Here is a 23700-nt window from a genome sequence, read left to right on the forward strand (position 1 = left end):
GAGTGACAAATTTACTTTCTTGCATTGAAATGTTGGTGGTCTTATTGATCATCAGTGTGCTCTTATTGCTCTTTGTGCCGAATTTGACCAAGCAAAAAGACTCCGTGAAAGAGACAGGAAATGCAGCGGTTGTGAAGGTGGTCGAAAGCCAGGCTGAATTGTACGAGCTCAATCATACCAATGACCAAGCTACTCTATCAAAGCTAATTGCTGATGGAAATATTACCAACAAACAAGCAGAGTCCTACCGTGCCTATTATGCGAAAAATAGTGGAGAAACTCGTGCGGTTGCAGATTAAGGCCTTCACCTTGGTGGAGACCCTTCTGACCTTGATGATCGTCAGTTTTATCTATCTGGGCTTATCGGGATCGATCAAGACGAGCTTTCAGCAGGTGGAAGAAAAAGTATTTTTTGCAGAGTTTGAACATCTCTATCAAGAAAGCCAGAAAATAGCGCTGGCAAGGCAAACGGAATTGGATGTTGAAGTGACTGCAAGGAAGATTCAAACGCCTTACCAGACGGTGGAGATTCCTGATTCTGTCATTTTGCAAGATCCTAAAACTATTCGTTTAGACCGAGCAGGTGGCAATTCATCCCTGGCCAATGTTCACTTTCAGACACAGAGAGGAGTGGTGACCTATCAACTGTCGCTTGGAAATGGGAAAATTAAAAAAAGCATCCGTTCCCGCTAGTATTCTCATAGAATCCTTAGTTGCCTTGGGTTTATTTGCCATGATTACGACCTTATTGTTAGGGGAGATCCGGCGTTCGCGCAAGGAGCGACTAGCGGATTTCAAAGAGGTAGAGGTCTTATCTGTCGCTCAAATGGCGCTTCAGACAGGGCAAAATCATCTGGAGGCCAATGGTATTCAGGTTCAAGTCGAAAAAGATGCCGATCAGCTCACGGTCTATCATCAAGGGAAGGTGGTACTGCATGTGGAATAACGGAAAGGTCAATGCCTTTACCCTGCTCGAAGCCTTGGTCGCTCTCTTGGTGCTCAGTGGGGGTGTGTTGGTCTTTCAAGGCTTGACCAAGCTCCTGCATGCTGAATTGGACTACCAGGCGCATCAAAAGCAGGAAGAATGGGTACTTTTTCAGCAACAATTGCAGGTGGAATTGGATCGGAGCCATTTTGAAAAAGTAGCGGACAATCATATCTACTTGGTTCAGGATCAAAAACCAATTGCCATTGGTCAATCTAAAGGAGATGATATCCGAAAAACAGATGATAAGGGCAGGGGCTATCAGCCTATGATTTCAGGAGTTCGCTCTAGCCAAATTTGGCAGGAGGGAGAGTTGATTCATCTGCGTTTGAATTTTGAAGAAGGTCTAGAAAGGGAGTATGTCTACCATGTGGTACCAGCGATGCAAAATGAAAAAAGTTAAGGCTGGTGTCTTGCTCTACGCCCTCTTGATGGCAGCGATTTTTAGTCTCTTGCTTCAGTTTTACCTGCACCGTCAGGTTGCGGAGAGACGGATCTTAAAGACGAGTCAAGATCGCCTTCGGGCCTATGCTTTGGTGCAATTGGCTCTTGAAAAGAGAAAGAGTGATGAGAAGACATCAGAGATTCATTTAAAGTCTGGAACAGTTCAGCTAAAGAAGGATACTGGTTTTCTTCATGCTCAGGCTAAGATGGATGGCGAAAGCTATGAGTTTGTCCTTCCTGTAAGGGAAGAAAAGGAAAGCAAGAAGAGTCAAAAAGAAAAGAAGAAGACGCAGAAAGATAAGGAGAAGGCAGGGAGCGAAAAGCCTTCTGAAGAGACGCCAAAAGAGGCCAAGGAGCCATCAGAAAATAGCGAAAAAGACTAATTTTTGGTATGATAGGGTGCGGAGGAAATCATGAATTTCGAAAAAATTGAACAAGCCTATACCTATCTATTAGAAAACACTCAAAGTATTCAAAATGAATTGTCGACCAACTTTTATGACGCCTTGATTGAACAGAATGCCATGTATTTGGATGGCAAGACGGATCTAGACATTGTTAAAAACAATAGCAAAAAATTAAAAGAACTAGATTTAAGTAAGGAAGAATGGCGCAGAGCCTACCAATTCCTTTTTATGAAAGCTGCTCAGACAGAGCCTTTACAAGCGAATCACCAGTTCACACCAGATGCGATTGGTTTTATCATTACATTTTTGATCGATCAGTTGGCTAAAAGCGACCAACTAGATGTCTTAGAAGTGGGAAGTGGAACCGGAAATCTCGCTGAGACCATTGTCAACAATAGCCGCCTCACGATTGATTACTTAGGATTGGAAGTGGATGATCTCTTGATTGACCTATCTGCTAGTATCGCAGATGTGATGGAATCCAGTGTTGTCTTTGCACAAGGCGATGCGGTTCGCCCACAAGTGTTGAAAGAAAGTGACTTGATCGTTAGCGACTTACCGATTGGCTATTATCCAGATGATGCGATTGCACAGCGCTATCAGGTGGCGAGCTCCGAAGGCCATACCTATGCCCATCACCTCATGATGGAACAGGCTCTGAAATATCTGAAACCTCAAGGAGTTGCCATCTTTTTAGCTCCAAATAATCTCTTGACAAGCCCTCAGAGTGATCTGTTGAAAGCTTGGCTAACAGACAAAGCCCAAATCCTTGCCATGCTGACCTTGCCAGAATCTCTCTTTTCAAATCCAGCCTATGCTAAGACGATTTTCGTCCTACGAAAACAAGAAGAAGAGTCTGTTCAGCCCTTTGTCTATCCGTTTACCGATCTCCAGGATCATGACCAGGTGGTTCACTTTATGGAAAGTTTCCAAAACTGGTTAAAGGATAGTGAAATTTGATCAAAGATCTGATATAATAGAGGAAGTGAAAACGCTTAATGAGGTGAATATATGTCGAAAACAATTTCTATTAATGCAGGAAGCTCTAGTTTGAAATGGCAATTGTACCAAATGCCAGAGGAAACTGTTCTTGCAAAAGGGTTGATTGAACGGATCGGTTTGAAAGATTCTATTTCAACTGTTAAATTTGATGGACGCTCTGAAAAACAAGTATTAGATATCCAGGATCATACACAAGCTGTAAAAATTTTGTTGGATGATTTGATTCGCTTTGATATTATCAAATCCTACGATGAGATTACAGGTGTGGGCCACCGCGTCGTTGCTGGTGGAGAATACTTCAAGGATTCTGCCTTGGTAGATGACGAAGTCCTTCGAAAAGTAGAAGAATTGTCTTTGTTAGCACCTCTTCATAATCCTGCAAATGCAGCTGGAATTCGTGCCTTTAGAGAGATTTGTCCAAATATTACCAGTGTTGTGGTATTTGATACTTCTTTCCATACAACCATGCCGGAAAAAGCTTATCGTTACCCTCTTCCAACTAAATATTACACAGAAAATAAGGTCCGTAAATACGGCGCTCATGGAACCAGTCATCAGTATGTAGCTGGTGAAGCTGCTAAACTTCTTGGAAAACCATTAGAAGAATTGAAATTGATCACCTGCCACGTTGGAAATGGTGTATCTGTTACAGCGGTTGACAAGGGAATCTCTGTCGATACCTCAATGGGCTTCACCCCTCTAGGTGGAGTCATGATGGGAACCCGTACAGGGGATCTCGATCCAGCGATTATTCCTTACTTGATGGAACATACAGAGGATTTCAATAAGCCTGAAGATATCAGCCGTATCCTCAATCGTGAATCAGGTCTTCTGGGTGTTTCTGGATCTTCTAGTGACATGCGGGATATCCATACAGCGATGCACAATGGAGATGAAAAAGCTAAATTGGCTTACGATATCTTTATCGATCGTTTGCAAAAATACATCGGTCAATACTTGGCTGTTTTGAATGGTGCAGATGCCATCATCTTTACAGCAGGAATCGGTGAAAATGCAGTAAACGTTCGTTCTTCTATTATCAATGGCATCAGCTGGTTTGGCTGCAAGGTCGACCCTGAAAAGAACGTCTTTGGAGTTGTCGGAGACATTTCCACAGATGATTCACGTGTGAAGGTATTGGTGATTCCAACTGATGAAGAGTTGGTGATTGCGCGTGACGTTGAACGTTTCAAAAATCAGTAAACTGAAATAAAGAGAGAAGGCTGAAGGCGAAAGTCCCAGTCTTCTTATTTTATACAAGAAAGAGGTTGTCCATTGAAAAATATACAGTCTTTTGTTCGAAAGCACCCATTATGTAAGAATGCCCTCTGGCTCCTTCTTTTTGTGCCCTTATTCTTCCTCTCACAATTTCCCCTCATCACTATGGTTTATTCCCTTCAAGAAGGAATGGATGCAAGGTGGGTCACTATCCTCACTCTCTTGGTGACAGTGGCGGTGCTCTTTATTTTTTATAGGGTCATCAAGATGAGCCCTCTGGAGAACTTAGATGTTCGGGTTATTACCTGGCCGGCTCTGGGGAGAAATTTTCTTTTTCTTCTCTTGTTGATGGCTAATAATCTGCTCGCCTATCCCTTGTTGAAACAAGAGGCAGGTGGTACAACAGCAAACCAAGCGGCTCTGAATGAGCTGCAATCTCATGCTCCTTTTCTTGCTATGGGAATGGTCGTGATCCTTGTCGCTCCGATTCTAGAAGAGCTGCTCTGTCGGGCCATCATCCCTCGTTTGATCTTTCGAGGGGCAGAACCAATCGGTTACCTAGCTGGTGCTCTCTTTTTTACGTACTTGCATGGACCGAGTACCCTAGGGGAATGGGTAGCTTACGGAGGCATGTCCTTGATCTTAACTTGGGTGGCTTATCGCTACAAGCGGATCGAATATAGCATTTGCCTTCACATGACCTTGAATGCGCTGGCTTATTATTATCCAGCTGTATTCCTCCTTTGTTTATTGCCGGTATCGAGAGTTTTCTTCCATGATAAATTATGATAAAATGGTAGGTACCAATGAGTTTTGATGCAGAACCATCCTACAGAAGGTCAGAAAAAATCAGAAATCCGTATGGAGAGTAGACTCAGAGGTTTAGAACACTTGTTCTAGCCTCTTTTGTTCGCAATCATGCTGTAGGAAGGGAATCAAAGGAGAACGAAAATGATTGATAATAAATGGCTGAGTGGCCAAGGGACCCTTCTTTGTGGGATCTTAAATGTCACTCCGGATTCATTTTCTGATGGCGGTAAGTATACGAGTGTGGATGCAGCCTTGCAGCAGGTGAGAAAACTGATCCAAGAAGGAGCTCAGATCCTCGATATCGGAGGAGAATCAACCAGACCAGGAAGTCATTATGTGGAGATCCAAGAAGAGATTGACCGCGTGGTTCCAGTGATTAAAGCCATTCGGAAAGAAAGTGATGTCTTGATTTCAGTGGATACCTGGAAGTCCCAGGTGGCGGCAGCGGCGCTCGAAGCTGGGGCTGATATTGTCAACGATATTACGGGTTTTCTTGGAGATCCTAAGATGGCTGCTGTCGTCGCGGAGCATGAAGCGAGCGCAGTTCTCATGTTTAATCCAGTGATGGCAAGACCGCATCATCCAAGTTCCACTATCTTTCCACGTTTTGGTTTCGAACCAGTCTTTTCAGAGCAAGAGCTTCAACAGATGGCTCAAGAACCGATTCAAGATTTGATGTGGACCTTCTTTGACCGCTCGCTTGCGATAGCGAGAGCAGCTGGTGTCCAGACGGATCGTATCATGCTGGATCCTGGGATCGGATTTGGGTTGACCAAGCGAGAGAACTTACTCTTATTACAAGAACTTGGGACGATTCACCAAAAGGGGTATCCGATCTTTCTAGGGGTCTCCCGCAAACGCTTTGTGGTCAACATTATTGAGGAAGCTGGATTTGAGACAGATCCTGCTACGGAGACTGGTTTTTGGAATCGGGACCTGGCTTCGAGCCATTTGACGAGTATTGCAGCCAGTCAAGGAGTCGAAGTGGTGCGGGTGCATGATATTCCCCTTCACAAGATGGCAGCCAGTCTGGGGCAAGCCATTTTCCAAGCCCAAGAGGCAGCAGATACCAATTTAAAACAATACAAGTAAATGAAGACAAAAGAACATCAGTTGGATCTTCGTTGGCTAGAAGCCTATCGTTCCCAAGATCCACATTTCGGCTTGGAGCGCATGGAAGCTCTCTTGGCTTTGAGAGGAAATCCTCACCTAGACTGTCGGGTCATTCATGTTGCGGGGACCAATGGCAAAGGCTCTGCCATTGCTACCTTGTCCCAACTCTTGAGGCAGGCAGGTTTACGCGTTGGAGTCTTTACCTCTCCTTATCTGATCCATTACAATGACCAAATCACCATTAATGGCGAAGCCATTTCGGATCAAGACCTGCAAACCTACCTGGATAGTTACCAGCAGCTCCTGCAAGCTGAACAATCAAAGGCCGTCTTTCAAGGTTTGACTGAATTTGAAGTGATGACGGCCATTGCCTATGATTATTTTGCTCATGAGGAGCTGGATTATGTGATCATGGAAGTCGGTATGGGGGGACGACTAGACAGTACCAATGTTTGTCAGCCTGTTCTGACGGCGATCACTTCGATTGGTTTGGATCATGTCGCCCTTCTTGGGCCAGATCTGGCTTCCATCGCCCGTGAAAAGGCTGGTATCATTAAGCCAGGAATTCCTCTGGTTCTAGGGAAATTAGAAGCAGAAGCCAGCCAAGTCATTGAAGGTATTGCGATTCAGAAGCAGGCACCGATAACAGCCTATGACAGAGATTACCAAGTTGAGCTAGAGGCCTCTTGTCTATCAGGCCAATCCTTTTCTTATCACAGTTCCAAAAGAGAAAAGGCTCCCTATCAAGTAGCGCTCTTAGGTCATCACCAGGCTAGAAATGCAGCTCTTGCGATCAGTATCTGTGATGTACTTTTTGAAAGAGAAGGGCGTGAACTCTTGTCAAGAGAGTTAGTGGATGAGGCCTTGCATCAAGTCGTCTGGCCTGGCAGGATGGAAGTGGTCTCGCAAAATCCCATGATCTTGCTAGATGGGGCCCATAACCCCCACGCCGTTGCGCCTTTGATCGCAAGTCTTCGAGAACTTTTTCCAGGTCAAAAAAAGACCATTCTTTTTACCTGCATCCGGACCAAAGCCTTAGAAGAGATGCTCATTCAGTGGCAGAAACTAGAAAATAGTCGCTTGATCCTCACGAGCTTTGAAGATCCAAGAGCCTATTCTCAAGAAGAGATAAGAGCTGCTGCGAAAAACCATCAGCTTGAGGAAGTCAACTGGCAAGAGTTTCTACAAAACTGGCAAGCTGGAGATGATGAGCTCCTCATTGTAACGGGATCGCTCTATTTCCTTAGCCAGGTACGACCTTATTTATTAAAAACAGAAAAATCCAACTAGGAGATGATATGGATACAAAGAAAATTGAAGAAGCAGTAAAAATGATCATCGAGGCAGTCGGTGAAGATGAGAACCGTGAGGGGCTTCAAGAAACCCCGTCCCGCATTGCCAAGATGTACCAAGAAATCTTTTCAGGACTAGGGCAGACAGCAGAAGAGCACCTGTCTAAATCATTTGAAATCATTGATAACAATATGGTGGTTGAGAAGGATATTTTCTTCCATTCCATGTGTGAGCATCACTTTTTACCGTTTTATGGAAAAGTGCACATTGCCTACATTCCAAATGGCCGTGTTGCTGGGCTTTCAAAACTGGCTCGTACGGTCGAAGTTTATGCTAAAAAACCACAGATTCAGGAACGTTTGACGGTAGAAATCGCAGATGCCTTGATGGAATATCTTGGAGCGCAAGGTGCCCTTGTCTGGGTAGAAGCAGAGCATATGTGTATGAACATGCGGGGTGTCCGTAAACCTGGGACCGCTACAGTGACAACTGCTGCGCGTGGACTGCTTGCGACAGATAAAGACTTAAAAAATGAAGCCTATAAACTCATGGGCCACTAATGGCTGGCTATAAGAGGTGAACAGAGTGGATCAATTACGGATCAAGGACTTAGAGGTATACGCCTATCACGGTGTTTTTCCAGCAGAAAAAGAATTAGGACAACGTTTTGTCCTAGACCTATGGGTAGATTATGAGATGACCCGTGCTGCCCGCACAGGTGATTTGGAAGCTTCGATCCATTACGGGATCTTGGCGGAACAGTTGACCGAGTGGATGCAGGCAGAAAAGATCGATCTGATTGAAACAGTGGCATTTCAGTTGGTACAAAAGATTTTCGAAAGCTATTCCTTTGTAGAAAAAGTTCGTCTGGAGTTGAAAAAACCTTGGGCTCCTGTTCCCTTGCCATTAGAGACTTGTTCGGTGACAATCGAACGAGAGAAAAAACGGGCCTTTATTGGGCTTGGCACCAATATGGGAGATAAACAACTGCAACTAGAGACGGCGCTAGAAAAAATCAAGGATCGAGGCATTCGCCTTCTTCAGACATCCACAAGGATTGAAACAGAACCTTGGGGAGGAGTGGAGCAGGACACCTTTTTGAATCAAGTGGCAGAAGTTGAAACCTGGATGACCCCAGAGGATTTACTAGAGACCTTACTGACCATTGAGCAGGAAATGGGACGTGTTCGTGAGGTTAAGTGGGGGCCACGTGTGATCGATCTAGATCTGCTCTATATGGAGGACACCATTTGTTACAGTCAGAGCTTGATCTTGCCACATCCTTATGTGGCAGAACGTGCCTTTGTCCTAGAGTCTTTGAATGAAATTGCTCCTCATTTTGTGGACCCTGTTCAAAGAAAGCCCATTCGCCAATTATGGGAGGCTGTCAAATAGTCTCTCTTCTTTGCATCATAATAAAAAACAATCCCTGTTCGAGGGATTGTTGAGAGCGTAGAGAAACGAATCTTTAATAAAATTTAATCAATTCTTTAAAAATTATACTCGTTATAGTTATTCAATCATATTCTGAAACTTTCCGCCGTGAGAAAAGTGCCTGAAACGACTCAGTTTCAGGCACTCGGAATTATTGAGACCTTAGGCTCAATAATTAGTCATGGAACTTCATAGAAGTTCGCTGACGTCCGTACTCACCTAAGGAAAGTTTCTTAAGAAGACTTTGTCTTCAATCTGAACAATTCCTAGAGCAGGGATTGTTTTTGTTTGTCTGAGTTTATTTACGATATAAGCGATCGTATTGGTAGACAGGATCCATGGTGACGTTGATACCGAGCTTGCGAAGGACGTTCTTGTCTTCGTCTGTCAGCATCACGGTTGAATGGGCTTCGCTGCCTTTCAACTTGCCTAATTCTTGCATAGCAAGCTTAGCATCTTCGTTGCTCATGGCTGTAATGGCAAGGGCAATGAGGATCTCGTTCGAGTGAAGACGAGGGTTACGGCTACCCAAATGATTGATCTTCAAGCCTTGGATAGGTTGGACGTATTCTGGCTCGATTAATTTGGTTTCTTTATCAATATGCGCCAATTTCTTGATCGCATTGATCAAGAGGGCTGCCGTTGGACCAAAGAGATCAGAGGTTTTTCCGGTTACCATCTCGCCGTTTGGCAATTCAAGGGCCAAGGCTGGCTCACCTGTTTCTTCTTCTTTTTGGCGGGCAAGCACGGTCACTTTCCGATCATTTGGAGTAATGCCCAAATCATTCATCAAGAGCTCAATCTTCTTGACGGCTCCTTCACCGACACGTTCAGCTTTGACATCCAAGATGGTTTGGTAATAGCGACGGATGATTTCTTGTTGGGAAGCTTCAATCGCAGCGTCATTGTCCACAATGGCAAAGCCAACCATGTTGACGCCCATGTCTGTTGGAGAAGCGTAAGGGGAGGTTCCTAAGATGCGTTCCAACATGCGCTTCAAGACAGGGAAGATTTCGATATCGCGGTTGTAGTTGACCGTTGTTTCTCCATAGGTTTGGAGGTGGAAGGGATCGATCATATTGACATCGTCTAGATCTGCAGTCGCTGCTTCATAAGCCAAGTTAACTGGGTGGTGCAAAGGAAGATTCCATACTGGGAAGGTTTCAAACTTGGCATAACCTGATTTGATCCCATTTAATTGGTCATGGTACATATTGGACATACACGTTGCCAGCTTACCAGAACCAGGTCCAGGAGCTGTCACAACGACCAAATTGCGGCTAGTTTTGATGTAGTCATTTTTCCCCATCCCTTCAGGAGAGATGATGTGGTCCATATCGGTCGGATAGCCCTTGATCGGATAGTGGAGATAAGAGGCGATCCCGCTCTTGTCTAGTTGTTTGCGAAAGGCATCTGCTGCAGCTTGTCCAGCATATTGGGTGATGACGACAGAGCCTACAAAGATCCCCAATTCATTGAATTTGTCGATCAAGCGTAGCACTTCTTGGTCATAAGAAATTCCTAGATCCCCACGGGCTTTTGAGTGCTCAATGTTGTTGGCATTGATGGCAATGACAATTTCCACCTGGTCGCGCAATTCTTGGAGCAGCTTGATCTTATTGTCTGGTTCGTATCCAGGGAGGACACGAGCAGCGTGGAAGTCCTCTAACATCTTACCACCAAATTCAAGGTAGAGCTTGCCATCGAATTGGTTGATCCGCTCAATAATGTGGTCACGTTGCAAGTTCAAATACTTTTCAGAACTAAAAGCTTGTTTTTTCATGTAAAACTCCTGTATATAAGGGAAGGGCCTGCCACACGAATCCAAGGATGAGTGTTCCGTTCCCTACCATTTCATTCTTTCATATTATATCAGAAAACAGATGGAAGATAAAATATTCTAAGATACTTTCCTAAGGGGAATGTGGATGCCAAGGGGCTCAATGGTGACTCACGGTGGAAAGTTTCCAAGAGAAGTTTGTTTTCCCTCTAAAAAAGCCCCTTACGGGGCTTCAGATCGATGTTGTTTAATAGTGTTTGATCAAATCAACTGTAGAGCGATCCAATTTCTTAACCAATGCTTGTAAGAAGGCTTGCGCTTGCAAGAAATCATCCATGGCATAGAGGGTTTGGTGGGAGTGGATGTAACGTGCACAGACACCAATGGTTGTTGATGGGACTCCGCCGTTCTTCAAGTGTGCTGCACCTGCATCGGTACCACCTTTGGCACAATAGTATTGGAATTTGATGCCCGCTTCTTCAGCAGTAGTGAGCAAGAAATCTTTCATATTTGGTAGCATGATGTGACCTGGATCATAGAAACGAAGCAGTGTTCCTTCCCCAATCGCACCTTGGTCTCCAAAGACATCAGCTGCTGGCGAACAGTCTACAGCAAGGAAGATTTCAGGATCAAATTTAGTGGTTGAAGTGTGAGCTCCACGAAGTCCCACTTCTTCTTGAACGTTGGCACCTACATAGAGTTCGTTGTTTAAGGCTTGGCCAGAAAGGCTCTTGACCAATTCGCTGACCATCAAGACGCCGTAGCGGTTATCCCATGCTTTGGAGATGACGTTTTTACCATTAGCAGTGAGAATCGCAGAGCTATCTGGGACCAAGGTATCTCCAGGACGAACCCCATAGCTTTCAGCTTCGGCTTTAGAGCTAAAGCCAGCATCAAAGACGATGTCGCTAATGGCAGGTACGGTTGGTCCACCTGTTCCACGTGTCAAATGAGGAGGAACAGATCCTGAAATAGCAGGGTATTCACGTCCGTCACGTGTAAAGAGTTTGAAGCGTTGGCTGCTGACAACCATTGGATTCCAACCTCCGATTGGGACAACACGGAAAGTTCCGTCAGCTTTGATTTCGCTGATCATAAAACCAACTTCGTCCATGTGGGCAGCTACTAAGATACGAGGAGCATCGGCTGCTGTTGAGTGTTTCACCCCAAAGATCCCACCGAGACCATCTGTCACGATTTCGTCCACATGAGGGGTCAATTGTTGGCGCAAATAATCCCGTACAGGAGCTTCATGACCTGAGATAGCAGGGATTTCAGTTACTTCTTTGATTTTAGAAAATAAATCAGTCATAGGTTACCTTCTTTCTGATGCTATTTTATCACTTTTTCTACAAGGATGGTAGCGTTATTATGGAAATCAGTCTCTAAAAGCAGAGGGAGAGATCTAGCCTAGACCGTTGTCCCTCTGCTTATTTTGTGTTACAATAGGCACTATGAAAGCTAAAAAAATTATTTTGTCTAGTCTGGCTGTAGCAAGTGCAGGAGCCCTTGCGGCCGGTGTTTATAAAATTGCCAAAGATCAAAAGCGTCTTCGTACCCAAGAAGAATTGGTAGCAGAAGTACGGGAGCAAATGGAAGCCATGGGAAGGATTGCGACCCTGTATGTGGAACTCTACGAGTCTAGTGAAGAGCGCTTAGTAGGAGGCGTCATTTTTGAAGATGAGCGCCATTACCGCTTTGTCTATGAGGGCGGTCTCTTGCATTATGAAGAGGAAAAACTATGATTACACCAAATTCTCTAGAAGAAATTGCTTCATATGTAGAGCAAGAGGGCAAGAAAGTGTTTGTCTTTTCAGCAGATTGGTGTGGGGATTGCCGTTACCTCAAACCTTTTTTGCCGGAGATTGAAGCTGAAAATCCCGAATTTACCTTTATCTTGATTGACCGCGATGCTTATATGGATCTGGCGAAAGTCTGGGATGTTTATGGGATCCCTAGTTTGGTGGTTCTGGAAAAGGATAAGGAAATCGGTCGGTTTGTCAATCGGGATCGGAAAACTAAAGCCCAGATCACAGCATTCTTAGCAGGATTAAAATAGGAGAAAATCATGATTGTAACATACAACAAAGAACAAGTCGGCGATGTATTGATGCTGACCTTGAAAAATAGTGGGGAAGCTAAGCTCGCGGTGGAGAGAAAAGGAAAAGTGGCTCGCGTTTACCGTGAGGACAACCAAGAAACCGTTGCCTGGAATATCTTTGATGCCTCATCTTTCTTCGCCATCGAAGGCAAGGGCCAAGTCTTTTTGACAGATGAGCAAGTGGATCGTTTGAACCAAGAATTGGAAAGAGAAGGTTTTTCAGAACGTTTGGTCAACGATCGGGAACCAAAATTTGTGGTGGGAGAAATCCTTGAAATGGAGGCCCATCCAGATAGTGACCACTTGAATATCTGCCAGGTAGCAGTTGGACCAGATAAGACAGTTCAGATCGTAGCAGGGGCTCCAAATGCGCGGGTGGGTCTAAAGACCATTGTCGCTCTTCCAGGTGCCATGATGCCGGATGGTAGCTTGATTTTCCCGGGGGCTCTTCGTGGAGAAAAAAGCTATGGCATGATGTGCAGTCCGCGTGAATTGCACTTGCCAAATGCTCCTCAAAAACGAGGCATTATTGAATTGGATGACGCAGAAGTAGCAGGGACACCTTTTGATCCTGCTCGTCACTGGCATGAATAAAGAGAAGAATCTAGGATGTTTTGAATCCTAGATTTTTTTGATTTTGGTTTGTCACCTCCATTTTTTAAAATTTTTTCGAATAAATAGATAGGAGGTAAATGATGTATAATAAAGTTATTTTAATCGGTCGCTTAGTGGCGGCCCCTGAATTGCATAAAACCAGCACAGACAAATCCGTTGCCCGAGTGACCGTTGCGGTCAATCGTCGCTACAAGGACCAAAACGGGGAGCGAGAGACTGATTTTGTTAATGTCGTTGTCTGGGGGAAATTGGCTGAAACCATGGCTAGTTATGCCAGCAAAGGGAGCTTGATCTCTTTGGATGGAGAGATTCGGACACGCCGCTACGAGAAAAATGGGGTCATGCAGTATGTGACAGAGGTCCTCTGTCAAAGTTTTCAGTTGCTCGAGAGCCGCGCTCAGCGAGCGATGCGTGAAAATGGTGGAACGGGAGATTTAGCCGACATCATCTTAGAAGAGGAAGATCTTCCTTTTTAGAAACAAAAAAAGAAAGCTGGTTCGTTTATAGACCGGCTTTTTTGATATTTGGTAGGGATTTCATTCGGAACTACTCTTTTAAAAATAAATCAAAAATATGCATCTGTACAATAAAAGCCAGCACTTTTCTTGAAAAAGTAGTAAAATAAAGAAATATATATTCAAAATTTTCAGAAAAGGAACGGAGTTTGAAGGGGAAAGAAGAAAAGAAAGAACTGTTGAAATGGCTGATAAAACGGGTTCTACTGGTGATTCCGGTGGCCTGCATCCTCTTGTGGATCTATGCCGTTTGTCAAACCAGTAGCATCAAGGATCAGACCAAGATCGGTGTCACCTATATGACCATGAACAATGAGTTCTATAAAAGTATTCATTCGGAAATTAGTCGGATTGCTGATGAGAAAGGGGCTCTTGTTTATGTCCGAGATCCAGAATTGGACGAAAAAAGGCAGAGCCAGCAGATCGATGATTTTTGCGCTCAAAAAGTAAATGTGATTGTGATTAATCCGGTCAAAGGGGATAGTCAGCCCATTTTAAGGGCTCTTAAAAAAGCTAGAAAACAAGGAATTAAGATCATTGCAGTTGATACCCAGCTCAAGCATTTTAAGCCGGATGCCAGCATTGTCTCCGACAACTACCAAGCAGGAGTCTTGATTGCGAAAGAGCTGATGAAACGCTCTTCAAATGCTCGGATCCTTCTCTTGGAGCACAAAGGGACTGTTTCAGCAGATACGCGGATTCAGGGATTTAAGGATACCATCAAAGGGCATGGGTCATATGAGATTATCTCGGAACTAGAAACTAAGGGTCAGACGGAGATCGCCATGCCAGCTGTCCGTAAGTTCTTGCAGTCAGGGGGGAATGTCGATACACTAGTTGCCCTGAATGACCGTTCAGCTATAGGAGCTTTAGCAGCGATCAAGGAGCAAGGAATCACCCATCCCATTGCAATCTATGGGATCGATGGCTCACCAGATATGAAAGCCTTGCTGCACTCGACAGATGATGTCGTAGGAACCGTTGCCCAGTCTCCTTTGAAGATGGGAGATCGCGTGATGGAGGTCATCCAAGATATGGCTGATGGGAAGAGCTACAAAAAAGAAATAACCATTCCGGTTCAAATGATGACAAAGGAAAACATCGATCACTTTGATGTGAATGGGTGGCAGTAATGAGAAAATTTAGAGGTGTGAGATACAGTTTGGCCATCCTGATGGTCGTAAATTTTATCGCTGTGATGCTCAACAGTATCATCTATCTTCAAGCAACCAACTATATCATTGCCCAACGGCAAGCTTCTCTATTAGTAGAACGCTTAGAGCGTATTCCTTTTGCGCCCTCTACAACTTTTTGGTTGTCTGCGCTCTTATTTGCTGGGATTGCCTTGATCTCCACGAGTCGTTACCGGTCTCAAACGAGTCGATGGTCCATTTTTGATAAGTGGAACATTCTGGAGATCCTCCTGATGTTGCTCTTGATGTGGGTCCAAAATGTAGCTTATAACGGGCTTATTCTCTTGGTTTTTGCGGATATCTTCTATGGTTCCAAAGAGTTGAATACCAAGCGAGACCGCAAGTATTGGTTTGCGTTTATCCTAGTGAGTTTCTTGATGCTTCTTGTGACCAATTCAGACGTCTTTTCGCTTTTCTTTCCGATACCTTCTCTTGATGTCTATATTCATTTTTATCCTGCCTCCATTCGGATTCTGGCCTTTTTCTTAAAGAATTCTCTCTATGCCTTGAATATGGTGCTCTTCATTATTTCGCTTTTGTTCTATATTATGAATGTTCTTGCGGAAAACCACGAAGTAGAAGAAGAGTTGGCCATGGTTTCGAAGGTCAATACAGAGTTGAACAACTATATGGCCTTGTCTGAGAAGATTGCAGAAGATCGGGAACGTAAGCGGATTGCTCGGGAAATTCACGATACCTTGGGGCACGCGCTAACAGGGATCTCGGCCGGCTTAGATGCTGTTGGGGTCTTGATTGATATCGATCCCAATCGGGCAAAAGAGCAGGTAAAAAGCGTATCAGAAGTTGTCCGGGAAGGGATTCAAGATGTGAGAGGCTCTCTCAACCGCCTCCGTCCAGGTGCCCTTGAGGGACGAACCCTCAAAGATGCTTTGGAAAAGATGATCTGCGAGTACCAGACACTTTCCAACTTGCAGGTTGATTTACACTATGAATGGGTAGATGTCGATATGGATGTCATGATTGAAGATACGATCTTTCGTGTGATCCAAGAGTCTATGACCAATGCGGTTCGCCATGGTCATGCCAGTCAGATGAGCCTTCATTTTTTTGAGGATGAAGAAGATTACCTGATCGAGTTGCAGGACAATGGGGTTGGGTTTGAAACCTTGACTTATGGCTATGGACTCAAGCAGATGATGGAACGAATTTCCATCCTAGGAGGACAGCTTCAATTTGAAAGCCGCGATGGATTTTTCACGCGCGTCAGTTTACCGAAATATAAAGAAGGGAGATAGAGATGGTGATAAAAGTAATGGTGGCAGATGACCAGGCCTTGATTCGAGAATCTCTGAAAATTATTTTGTCAGCCCACCCCGATATCGAAGTGGTGGCCACAGTGGAAGATGGGAATCACGTCTTGTCTAGCATTCCACAGACACATCCTGACCTGATCTTAATGGATATTCGGATGCCAGGCATGGATGGGGTTTTGGCGACAAAAGAGGTAAAAGAGCACTATCCGGATATCAAAATTATTATTTTAACGACCTTTGATGATGATGAATTTATCTATAGTGCACTCAAGTATGGTGCTTCAGGTTATCTTTTAAAGGGAGCCTCGACAGAGGAACTCTATGAAGCGATTAAGGTGGTGTATCAAGGCGGAGCCATGATCAACCCGAATATCGCTAGTAAAGTCTTTCAAATTTTCTCACAAATGGCCAAAACCAACTTCTCTATTGCTGTAGATGAGGACAATGTCAAGGATTTGAGCACGACGGAATGGCGCATTATCCAAGAGGTCGGCTATGGGGAGTCCAATAAAGAAATTGCGGCCAAACTCTTCTTGTCAGAAGGAACTGTGCGCAATTACTTATCAACGATTTTGGCGAAATTAAACCTACGAGATCGAACGCAATTAGCGATCTGGTCAGTCCAAACAGGAGTGACGAGACGTGATTTTTCTAAAGGAAATACAGAATGAAATTGAAGCGAAAGCATCTTTGTTGGGGGATTGGTCTCCTTGTTGTGCTCTGTGTGAGCGCGGGTTTTTATTGGTGGAAACAGCAACCGACCGTGCTTCATATTGGCGTGTATGCAGGCTCTAGCTGGGATGTGCCGACCAGTCAACGTTCCCATGCCTTGGATCGTGCGATTCAAAAATTTGAGAAGTCCCATCCCCACGTTCGTGTAGAGTATGAAAACGGGATTCCGCAGTCAGATTATTCAGACTGGCTCTCCGAAAAGATTGTCTCAGGAAAGACGCCGGATGTGTTTATGGTCTCTGAGCAAGATCTTTCCTTATTAGCAGCGCGGGGTGTGCTCGAGAAGTTAAACGGCTATATGGATCGAAAAGATCAAGCTGCCTTTTATCCCGTTGCCTTTGAATCGGGTGTCTTTCAGGGGCAAACCTATGCCTTGCCTTATGAAAGCAATCCGATTTTGATGTGTGTCAATAAAGATCTCTTGGATAAAGAAGGCATCGCGGTTCCCAAAGAAGGTTGGACCCTTGAAGAGTTCTATACGATTTGCAAGAAACTAACCAAAGATACCAATGGGGATGGGCAATTGGACCAATTTGGGAGTACAGAATACACCTGGAAAGAAGCCTTGGCAGCAAATGGAGGTTATCTCTTCCAAGGTGGCATGCTCAAGCTGACAGCTCCAGAAGTCAAAGAGTCTTTGACTTTTCTGCAAAAATTGGAAGATCTAAATAAAAATTACAAGGTGAGCTCTAAAGATTTTGACCAGGGGAAAGTCGCCTTCTATCCCATGACCTTGGCCCAATATCGGACCTATAAACCTTATCCCTACCACGTTTCTAAATATTCAAACTTCACCTGGACCTGTATCCCGATGCCTGCTAAGTCAAAAACGACCAAGGCAACCTTGGTCACGACGACTTCTTTTGCTATGTCGGCTCGAAGTTCTCATTCCAAGTTGGCTTGGGAATTGATGCAACTCTTGACAGAGGATCCAGACATTCAACAAACCCTCTTTGCCCAATCCCAAGGGATCTCTGTCATGCCACAGGTAGTCAAGAGTCGCTCTAGTAAAGACCTTCTGCAGGTGGATGATTTTGGAACAGATTCCTTGACCAATCAGACCTTGAACCGCATCATGGAACAAGCTGTTGAAAGTAGTCCGAAAAATGTCTCAAAAGAGGTGCTAGAAAAGCTAGACTACTTGATTGGCAATGCCTTGCGCGATCAGGATGTTGAGAACCGCTTGCCTCAAATTCAGAGGGAGATTGAAAGTAGTCTACAGGTAGGAGTTTAGAGCAAAATAAGATGGCATTTTGTCAAGTGACAGATGTCATTTTTTAATTGCTAAATGTCATATTGGGAATGTGACATTTGACAATATAAAAACGCTTTCAAATAGTCTACAATAGAGTCAAATAAAGGAGGCGTAGAAAAATGAAATACCTCGTTTTGGTCAGTCATGGTGGACTGGCAGAAGGTCTAAAAACATCACTGGCCATGTTTGCTGGTGACAAGTTGGATCAGGTCATCGCAGTTGGACTCAAAGAAGGAAAATCGGTTGATGACTTCGCAGTTGATTTTAGAGAGAGCATTTCAGGATTGACAGCTGATGATTCTGTTTTGGTCTTGGCAGATATCGTAGGTGGTAGTCCATTAACCACTGCAGCCACGGTTCTAGAAGAAGCTGGAAAGCTCGATGGAGCCTTGATCCTTGGTGGGATGAACCTTACCATGGCCTTGACGGCAGTTGTGATGAAGGATGTGTTGGATGGAGACGATTTATCAGCCACCATCTTATCAGAAGCACGATCTGCACTACAGCCTTTTGAAGTTTCAGCCACTAGTGCTGAAGAAGATGATGACGATATTTAATAGGGAGGTACCTTATGGTAGTAACATTTGTACGGATTGATGACCGCATGATTCACGGTCAGACAGTCACACGCTGGGCAAAAGAAAAACCATGTGATGGTTTGATTGCCGTAAACGATGCAGCAGCATCAAACAAGGTTTTGATCCAAGCTTACAAAGGCGCATCAGACAAGAAAACCTTTGTATGGACAAAGGAAGCCTTTAAAGAAAAATCAGCAAAAGTAACAGAATCAGATAGTCGTTACTTCTTGATCACCAAAAATCCAATCGATATGAAGGAAATTTTGGTCGACCAAGGGTTTGTCCCAGGTGATGTTAAAGAAATCATCGTAGGCCCTGCCAATGATCGTCCTGGAGCTGTGAAATTGGGAAATAACCAATCCATCACTCAGGAAGAAGCAGAAGCCTTCCAAGCTATTCAAGCAGCAGGCTACAAGGTGAAATTCCAATTGTTGCCAGATGTTTCCATCGGTTATTGGGATGATTTCAAATCAAAATTTGGTTTTTAAAACTAACAGTCCTATCTGTTAGGTAAATAAATTTACAAACAAAAGGAGCGTTTGTTATGACAATTTCATGGATTCAAGCAATCTTGCTTGGTATTTTCGCCAGCTTGTCTTCAATGCCTGGTATGGGAGGTTCCAGTATCGGGAACTATACACTCGGTCGTCCTTTGATCGGTGGGTTGATTTCAGGTTTAATTCTTGGAGATGTGACAACTGGTATTATGGTCGGGGTTGCCCTTCAAGTCGTTTATATCGCCTTGGTAACACCTGGTGGTACCGTATCTGCCGATGTGCGTGCCATCTCTTATATCGGTGTTCCTCTTGCTATCTTGTTTGTGCATGCTAATAACATCACAGATGAAGCTGGAATCGCCGCAGCTGCAGCTCCAATCGGTGCAGCCGTTGGGACAATCGGTACAGTTCTTTTCTACGGTACCGCTACTATGAACTTGGTATGGCAACACATTGGTTGGAAAGCCGTTGAAGAAGGAAACTTCAAAAAACTCTACGCAGTTGACTGGGTTTACCCTTGGATTTCTCACTTCCTCTTCTCTTTCCTTCCAACAATGATTATCACCAAATACGGTGAAAACATGGTTGATTTGATGAAACAATACCTTCCTATGGATGGTTACTGGATGAAAGCCCTCTTTACAGTCGGTGCTCTTCTCCCATGTGTCGGTATTGCCATCTTGTTGAAACAAATTGTTACAGAAGCAACTGACTTTATTCCATTCTTTGTTGGATTTACCTTGGCAAAATCTCTCGGATTGAACTTGGTATCCAGTGCCGTTGTTTCATTAATCTTTGCAGTAATCTACTATGAACTTGAAGTGATCAAATCGATGAAAGCTGCTCCTGCTGGAGTGGTGGATCTAGACGATGATGAGGAGGATATTTAAAATGGCTGATAGAAAGAAAATTTCAAAGAAAACATTAGCAAAAGCATTCCATCATTGGTATTATGGTCATTTGACTTGTTTCTCTCAAGAACATATGCAAACCTTCGGGTACTTGACTTCTATGCTTCCAATCGTAGAAGAAATGTATGACACAAAAGAAGAACAAAAGGATGCTATGCAAACCTATACGGCCTTCTTCAACACTGAACCACAACTTGGATCTCTTGTTGTAGGGATCACAGCTGGTTTGGAAGAAGCGCGTGCAAACGGAGATGCAGTAGATGGCGAAACCATCAACGGTATGCGTGCCGGTTTGATGGGACCAATCGCTGGTATTGGTGACTCATTGGTCGTTGGTACCTTGATTCCAGTTCTCTTGGGGATTGCCCTTGGACTTTCTAAAGGTGGTAACGTCGCTGGTGCCCTCTTCTACATCGTCGTATGGAACCTCTTAGTCTACTTTGGTATGCGCTTTGCCTTCTTCAAAGGTTACCAATTAGGGGATAAAGCCGTTGAATTCCTTGTAGGACCAAAAGGACAAGCTCTTCGTAAAGCGATCAGCGTTGTCGGTGGTATGGTTATCGGTGCCGTAGCAGCTACTTGGGTATCTGTTACAACAGCCCTTCAATTCAAGAATTCTGAAGGAAAAGTCTTCTTGAACATCCAAGAAAAGATCGATGGTGTTTATCCAGGTCTCTTGACAGCAGCCTTCATCACTCTTTGCTGGTGGTTGATGTCTAAGAAAAAAATTTCACCAAACAAAGTTATGTTACTTCTCGTTGTAGTTGCTTTGATCGGTGTTGCCCTTGGTATCTTTGACCCACATCTTAAATACTAAGGTAAAAAAACGAATTTGCTAGTAGGAGTTTTTGAGAATGAAGTGAATGGACCTCCTTTACTTGCACTTCATTCTCAATTTTTATTAGGAGGAATCCCATGGTTACAAAACAAGAACTTGTCAATGGATATGAAACAGAAATCAAGTACCAACGCCACATGCTTGAAAACCTTGGTCGTTGGTTCAGCTTACTCTTTATCATTGCCAGTATTGGTGTGGTATTGATCTATCTCTTTCACAAAAGTTTCCTCCCACTCTTGATCCTCGGGATTTTACTAGCCTTGGTTGGAATTTTAGGCATGATTGTTTTTGGATATGGCATCTACCGCGGGCGGATCAATCTTCAAAAAGTGATCGATGATTTCAATCAAAAATTGACAATTTTAAATTGAAATTTTAGAAACATCTCATTTATTTTTGAGGTGTTTTTTTCTTGACTATTTCTGACCAAGTGATACAATAGAAACATAAGTTAGCACTTACGTATAGAGAGTGCTAAAAACACGTATGGAGGAATGAACATGTTAAAACCATTAGGAGACCGTGTGGTCTTAAAAGTAGAAGAAAAAGAACAGACTGTTGGAGGTTTTGTCCTCGCAGGTGCGAGCAAGGCTGATACAAAAACAGCTGAAGTAGTGGCCGTTGGTGAAGGTGTGCGTACCCTAAGTGGTGAACTCATCGCTCCAGCTGTAAAAGCAGGAGACCACGTTTTGGTTGAAAGCCATGCAGGAATTGAAGTGAAAGATGGGGAAGAAACCTACACCATCGTTGGAACATCAAACATTCTTGCAATTGTAGAGTAAGAGAAGAAAGAGGTAAGAGAAATGGCAAAAGATATTAAATTTTCATCTGATGCACGTTCTGCAATGGTACGTGGTGTCGATGTCTTAGCAGATACAGTGAAAGTTACGTTGGGCCCTAAAGGACGCAATGTGGTTCTTGAAAAATCATTTGGTTCACCCTTGATCACAAATGATGGGGTAACTATCGCAAAAGAAATCGAATTGGAAGACCATTTTGAAAATATGGGTGCCAAATTGGTGTCAGAAGTGGCTTCTAAGACCAATGATATTGCAGGTGACGGTACAACAACCGCAACGGTTTTGACTCAAGCCATCGTCCGTGAAGGGATCAAAAACGTCACTGCAGGAGCTAACCCAATTGGCATCCGCCGTGGGATTGAGACCGCTGTTGCAACAGCAGTAGAAGCTTTGAAAAACAATGCGATCCCAGTATCGAGCAAGGAAGCCATTGCTCAAGTAGCTGCTGTGTCTTCTCGTTCTGAAAAAGTCGGTGAGTACATCTCTGAGGCCATGGAGAAAGTTGGCAAAGATGGGGTTATCACGATTGAAGAATCTCGTGGAATGGAGACAGAACTGGAAGTCGTTGAAGGAATGCAGTTTGACCGTGGTTACCTTTCACAATACATGGTCACTGATAATGAAAAAATGGTAGCAGACCTTGAAAATCCATACATTTTGATCACTGACAAGAAGATTTCAAATATCCAAGAAATCTTGCCATTGTTGGAAAGCATTCTTCAAAGCAACCGTCCACTCTTGATCATCGCTGATGATGTCGATGGCGAAGCTCTTCCAACACTTGTCTTGAACAAGATCCGCGGTACCTTTAATGTCGTAGCTGTCAAGGCACCAGGATTTGGAGATCGCCGCAAAGCCATGTTAGAAGACATTGCCATCTTGACAGGTGGTACAGTCATTACAGACGATCTTGGTTTGGAATTGAAAGATGCAACCATTGAAGCACTTGGTCAAGCAGCTAAAGTTTCAGTCGATAAAGACAGTACTGTCATTGTCGAAGGTTCTGGTAACCCAGAAGCGATCGCTAACCGTGTCGCTGTTATCAAGTCACAAATCGAAACCACAACCTCTGAGTTTGACCGTGAAAAATTACAAGAACGTTTGGCTAAATTGTCTGGTGGTGTTGCCGTAATCAAGGTCGGTGCTGCAACAGAAACAGAATTGAAAGAAATGAAACTTCGTATCGAAGATGCCCTTAATGCGACTCGCGCAGCCGTTGAAGAAGGGATCGTTGCCGGAGGTGGTACAGCCCTTGTCAATGTCATCTCTGCGGTCGCAGCCCTTGAATTAGAAGGAGATGAAGCGACCGGACGCAATATCGTTCTTCGTGCTTTGGAAGAACCGGTGCGCCAAATTGCCCACAATGCCGGTTACGAAGGATCTATTGTGATTGATCGCTTGAAAAATGCCGAAGTCGGAACAGGCTTCAATGCTGCAACAGGTGAATGGGTGAATATGATTGATGCAGGGATCATCGACCCTGTTAAAGTCAGTCGTTCAGCCCTTCAAAACGCAGCTTCTGTTGCTAGCCTCATTTTAACAACTGAAGCAGTCGTAGCCAACAAACCAGAACCAGCAGCCCCAGCAGGACCAGGAATGGATCCAAGCATGATGGGTGGGATGATGTAACCTGATACCAATGATTGGTGCTAAAGCGCCGAATCATTGGACGGTAGCCGCTATATTGCGGTCTACCTAATCATCTTACTAGCTCAAAGGGAGGAAAGTAACGTTCCTCCCTTTTCACGTCGTAACCTATGTAAAACAAAGAAGGCAAGATCGGCCTTCTTTATTTTCTGTCGTAATCGGTACATGATTGAGGCTTTGCCTCTCATCATTTGACGCCAGCCGCTATTGTAATCATCTTACTAGCTCAAAGAGAGTGGGACAGAAATCGGTAATTCT

Annotated in this window: 29 protein-coding genes; 27 read left to right on the forward strand and 2 right to left on the reverse strand. The window is 44.1% G+C overall.

All coding sequences use genetic code 11. The annotated features are described in order from the left end of the window. The first annotated feature begins 29 nt into the window (after nucleotides 1–29). From comGC to folK, 12 genes are all read left to right on the forward strand, one after another. Nucleotides 30–299 carry a competence type IV pilus major pilin ComGC gene (comGC, locus tag HMPREF2926_RS02320; RefSeq protein ID WP_083307686.1) on the forward strand — a complete coding sequence of 90 codons (270 nt, stop codon included), beginning with the start codon at nucleotides 30–32 and terminating at the stop codon, nucleotides 297–299. After that, nucleotides 289–693: a competence type IV pilus minor pilin ComGD gene (gene comGD, locus HMPREF2926_RS02325; RefSeq protein ID WP_003004513.1), complete on the forward strand. Its 405-nt coding sequence runs from the start codon at nucleotides 289–291 to the stop codon at nucleotides 691–693. Before comGC ends, comGD begins: the two co-directional genes overlap by 11 nt. Then, nucleotides 659–946: a competence type IV pilus minor pilin ComGE gene (gene comGE / locus HMPREF2926_RS02330; RefSeq protein WP_003004353.1), complete on the forward strand. Its 288-nt coding sequence runs from the start codon at nucleotides 659–661 to the stop codon at nucleotides 944–946. The genes comGD and comGE overlap by 35 nt, the downstream gene beginning before the upstream one ends. Continuing rightward, a complete protein-coding gene (gene comGF / locus HMPREF2926_RS02335) occupies nucleotides 936–1388 on the forward strand; it encodes a competence type IV pilus minor pilin ComGF (RefSeq protein ID WP_024054897.1) in 453 nt (150 codons plus the stop codon). The genes comGE and comGF overlap by 11 nt, the downstream gene beginning before the upstream one ends. Next, on the forward strand, nucleotides 1375–1812 hold the full coding sequence (gene comGG / locus HMPREF2926_RS02340; protein WP_227038501.1) for a competence type IV pilus minor pilin ComGG: 438 nt from the start codon (nucleotides 1375–1377) through the stop codon (nucleotides 1810–1812). Before comGF ends, comGG begins: the two co-directional genes overlap by 14 nt. A 30-nt stretch (nucleotides 1813–1842) precedes the next feature. Further along, entirely contained in the window at nucleotides 1843–2796 is a 954-nt protein-coding gene (locus tag HMPREF2926_RS02345; protein ID WP_049489154.1) for a class I SAM-dependent methyltransferase, read from the forward strand. 51 nt (nucleotides 2797–2847) lie between these two features. After that, a complete protein-coding gene (locus tag HMPREF2926_RS02350; protein ID WP_023919646.1) occupies nucleotides 2848–4041 on the forward strand; it encodes an acetate kinase in 1194 nt (397 codons plus the stop codon). Nucleotides 4042–4113: 72 nt separating this feature from the next. Then, nucleotides 4114–4845, forward strand: coding sequence for a CPBP family intramembrane glutamic endopeptidase (locus tag HMPREF2926_RS02355; protein WP_070586316.1), 732 nt, complete (start codon nucleotides 4114–4116; stop codon nucleotides 4843–4845). Nucleotides 4846–5007: 162 nt separating this feature from the next. Further along, nucleotides 5008–5958, forward strand: coding sequence for a dihydropteroate synthase (gene folP, locus HMPREF2926_RS02360; protein ID WP_070586317.1), 951 nt, complete (start codon nucleotides 5008–5010; stop codon nucleotides 5956–5958). Then, nucleotides 5959–7269: a bifunctional folylpolyglutamate synthase/dihydrofolate synthase gene (locus tag HMPREF2926_RS02365; protein WP_070586318.1), complete on the forward strand. Its 1311-nt coding sequence runs from the start codon at nucleotides 5959–5961 to the stop codon at nucleotides 7267–7269. It begins immediately after the preceding gene. 8 nt (nucleotides 7270–7277) lie between these two features. After that, nucleotides 7278–7832, forward strand: a complete 555-nt coding sequence (gene folE / locus HMPREF2926_RS02370; protein ID WP_031572633.1) for a GTP cyclohydrolase I FolE — start codon at nucleotides 7278–7280, stop codon at nucleotides 7830–7832. Between the two features lie 25 nt (nucleotides 7833–7857). Continuing rightward, the gene (gene folK, locus HMPREF2926_RS02375) at nucleotides 7858–8667 is read left to right on the forward strand and encodes a 2-amino-4-hydroxy-6-hydroxymethyldihydropteridine diphosphokinase (RefSeq protein ID WP_070586319.1); all 810 of its coding nucleotides are present in this window, start codon (nucleotides 7858–7860) and stop codon (nucleotides 8665–8667) included. Between the two features lie 337 nt (nucleotides 8668–9004). On the opposite strand, the gene HMPREF2926_RS02380 is transcribed toward folK, so the two are convergent. Together HMPREF2926_RS02380 and pepA are read right to left on the reverse strand one after the other, a co-directional pair. After that, nucleotides 9005–10489 carry a DUF1846 domain-containing protein gene (locus HMPREF2926_RS02380; protein ID WP_003009791.1) on the reverse strand — a complete coding sequence of 495 codons (1485 nt, stop codon included), beginning with the start codon at nucleotides 10487–10489 and terminating at the stop codon, nucleotides 9005–9007. Between the two features lie 244 nt (nucleotides 10490–10733). Then, nucleotides 10734–11798 (reverse strand): glutamyl aminopeptidase, encoded by a 1065-nt coding sequence (pepA, locus tag HMPREF2926_RS02385; protein ID WP_070586320.1) that lies wholly within the window; start codon nucleotides 11796–11798, stop codon nucleotides 10734–10736. A gap of 142 nt (nucleotides 11799–11940) precedes the next feature. On the opposite strand from pepA, the gene HMPREF2926_RS02390 reads away from it, so the two are divergent. The 15 genes from HMPREF2926_RS02390 to groL all read left to right on the forward strand — a co-directional run bounded on the left by HMPREF2926_RS02390 (nucleotide 11941) and on the right by groL (nucleotide 23424). Continuing rightward, on the forward strand, nucleotides 11941–12231 hold the full coding sequence (locus HMPREF2926_RS02390; RefSeq protein ID WP_070586321.1) for a DUF4651 domain-containing protein: 291 nt from the start codon (nucleotides 11941–11943) through the stop codon (nucleotides 12229–12231). Then, on the forward strand, nucleotides 12228–12545 hold the full coding sequence (locus HMPREF2926_RS02395) for a thioredoxin family protein (RefSeq protein ID WP_013904499.1): 318 nt from the start codon (nucleotides 12228–12230) through the stop codon (nucleotides 12543–12545). The genes HMPREF2926_RS02390 and HMPREF2926_RS02395 overlap by 4 nt, the downstream gene beginning before the upstream one ends. A gap of 9 nt (nucleotides 12546–12554) precedes the next feature. Then, nucleotides 12555–13181 (forward strand): YtpR family tRNA-binding protein, encoded by a 627-nt coding sequence (ytpR, locus tag HMPREF2926_RS02400; RefSeq protein ID WP_070586322.1) that lies wholly within the window; start codon nucleotides 12555–12557, stop codon nucleotides 13179–13181. A 101-nt stretch (nucleotides 13182–13282) separates the two neighbouring features. Continuing rightward, nucleotides 13283–13678 carry a single-stranded DNA-binding protein gene (locus HMPREF2926_RS02405; RefSeq protein WP_003004675.1) on the forward strand — a complete coding sequence of 132 codons (396 nt, stop codon included), beginning with the start codon at nucleotides 13283–13285 and terminating at the stop codon, nucleotides 13676–13678. A 188-nt stretch (nucleotides 13679–13866) separates the two neighbouring features. Then, nucleotides 13867–14850 carry a substrate-binding domain-containing protein gene (locus HMPREF2926_RS02410; protein WP_070586323.1) on the forward strand — a complete coding sequence of 328 codons (984 nt, stop codon included), beginning with the start codon at nucleotides 13867–13869 and terminating at the stop codon, nucleotides 14848–14850. Beyond that, the gene (locus HMPREF2926_RS02415; protein WP_070586324.1) at nucleotides 14850–16166 is read left to right on the forward strand and encodes a sensor histidine kinase; all 1317 of its coding nucleotides are present in this window, start codon (nucleotides 14850–14852) and stop codon (nucleotides 16164–16166) included. The genes HMPREF2926_RS02410 and HMPREF2926_RS02415 overlap by 1 nt, the downstream gene beginning before the upstream one ends. 5 nt (nucleotides 16167–16171) lie before the next feature. Beyond that, nucleotides 16172–16855 carry a response regulator transcription factor gene (locus tag HMPREF2926_RS02420; protein ID WP_037585171.1) on the forward strand — a complete coding sequence of 228 codons (684 nt, stop codon included), beginning with the start codon at nucleotides 16172–16174 and terminating at the stop codon, nucleotides 16853–16855. Continuing rightward, nucleotides 16852–18150: an ABC transporter substrate-binding protein gene (locus tag HMPREF2926_RS02425; RefSeq protein ID WP_049517980.1), complete on the forward strand. Its 1299-nt coding sequence runs from the start codon at nucleotides 16852–16854 to the stop codon at nucleotides 18148–18150. The genes HMPREF2926_RS02420 and HMPREF2926_RS02425 overlap by 4 nt, the downstream gene beginning before the upstream one ends. Before the next feature lie 140 nt (nucleotides 18151–18290). Continuing rightward, nucleotides 18291–18728: a PTS sugar transporter subunit IIA gene (locus HMPREF2926_RS02430; protein WP_003019069.1), complete on the forward strand. Its 438-nt coding sequence runs from the start codon at nucleotides 18291–18293 to the stop codon at nucleotides 18726–18728. 14 nt (nucleotides 18729–18742) lie between these two features. Then, a complete protein-coding gene (locus HMPREF2926_RS02435; protein WP_000261775.1) occupies nucleotides 18743–19237 on the forward strand; it encodes a PTS sugar transporter subunit IIB in 495 nt (164 codons plus the stop codon). 56 nt (nucleotides 19238–19293) lie between these two features. Next, a complete protein-coding gene (locus HMPREF2926_RS02440; RefSeq protein ID WP_014712796.1) occupies nucleotides 19294–20136 on the forward strand; it encodes a PTS mannose/fructose/sorbose/N-acetylgalactosamine transporter subunit IIC in 843 nt (280 codons plus the stop codon). Continuing rightward, nucleotides 20120–20974 carry a PTS system mannose/fructose/sorbose family transporter subunit IID gene (locus tag HMPREF2926_RS02445; RefSeq protein WP_037585172.1) on the forward strand — a complete coding sequence of 285 codons (855 nt, stop codon included), beginning with the start codon at nucleotides 20120–20122 and terminating at the stop codon, nucleotides 20972–20974. The genes HMPREF2926_RS02440 and HMPREF2926_RS02445 overlap by 17 nt, the downstream gene beginning before the upstream one ends. 98 nt (nucleotides 20975–21072) lie before the next feature. Beyond that, nucleotides 21073–21366: a hypothetical protein gene (locus HMPREF2926_RS02450; RefSeq protein ID WP_003004348.1), complete on the forward strand. Its 294-nt coding sequence runs from the start codon at nucleotides 21073–21075 to the stop codon at nucleotides 21364–21366. Nucleotides 21367–21495: 129 nt separating this feature from the next. Further along, on the forward strand, nucleotides 21496–21777 hold the full coding sequence (gene groES / locus HMPREF2926_RS02455; RefSeq protein ID WP_003013619.1) for a co-chaperone GroES: 282 nt from the start codon (nucleotides 21496–21498) through the stop codon (nucleotides 21775–21777). Between the two features lie 21 nt (nucleotides 21778–21798). After that, on the forward strand, nucleotides 21799–23424 hold the full coding sequence (gene groL, locus HMPREF2926_RS02460; protein ID WP_003004647.1) for a chaperonin GroEL: 1626 nt from the start codon (nucleotides 21799–21801) through the stop codon (nucleotides 23422–23424). The last annotated feature ends 276 nt before the right edge of the window (nucleotides 23425–23700 follow it).

Source organism: Streptococcus sp. HMSC078D09, assembly GCF_001813675.1.
In the GTDB taxonomy this organism is placed as follows: domain Bacteria; phylum Bacillota; class Bacilli; order Lactobacillales; family Streptococcaceae; genus Streptococcus.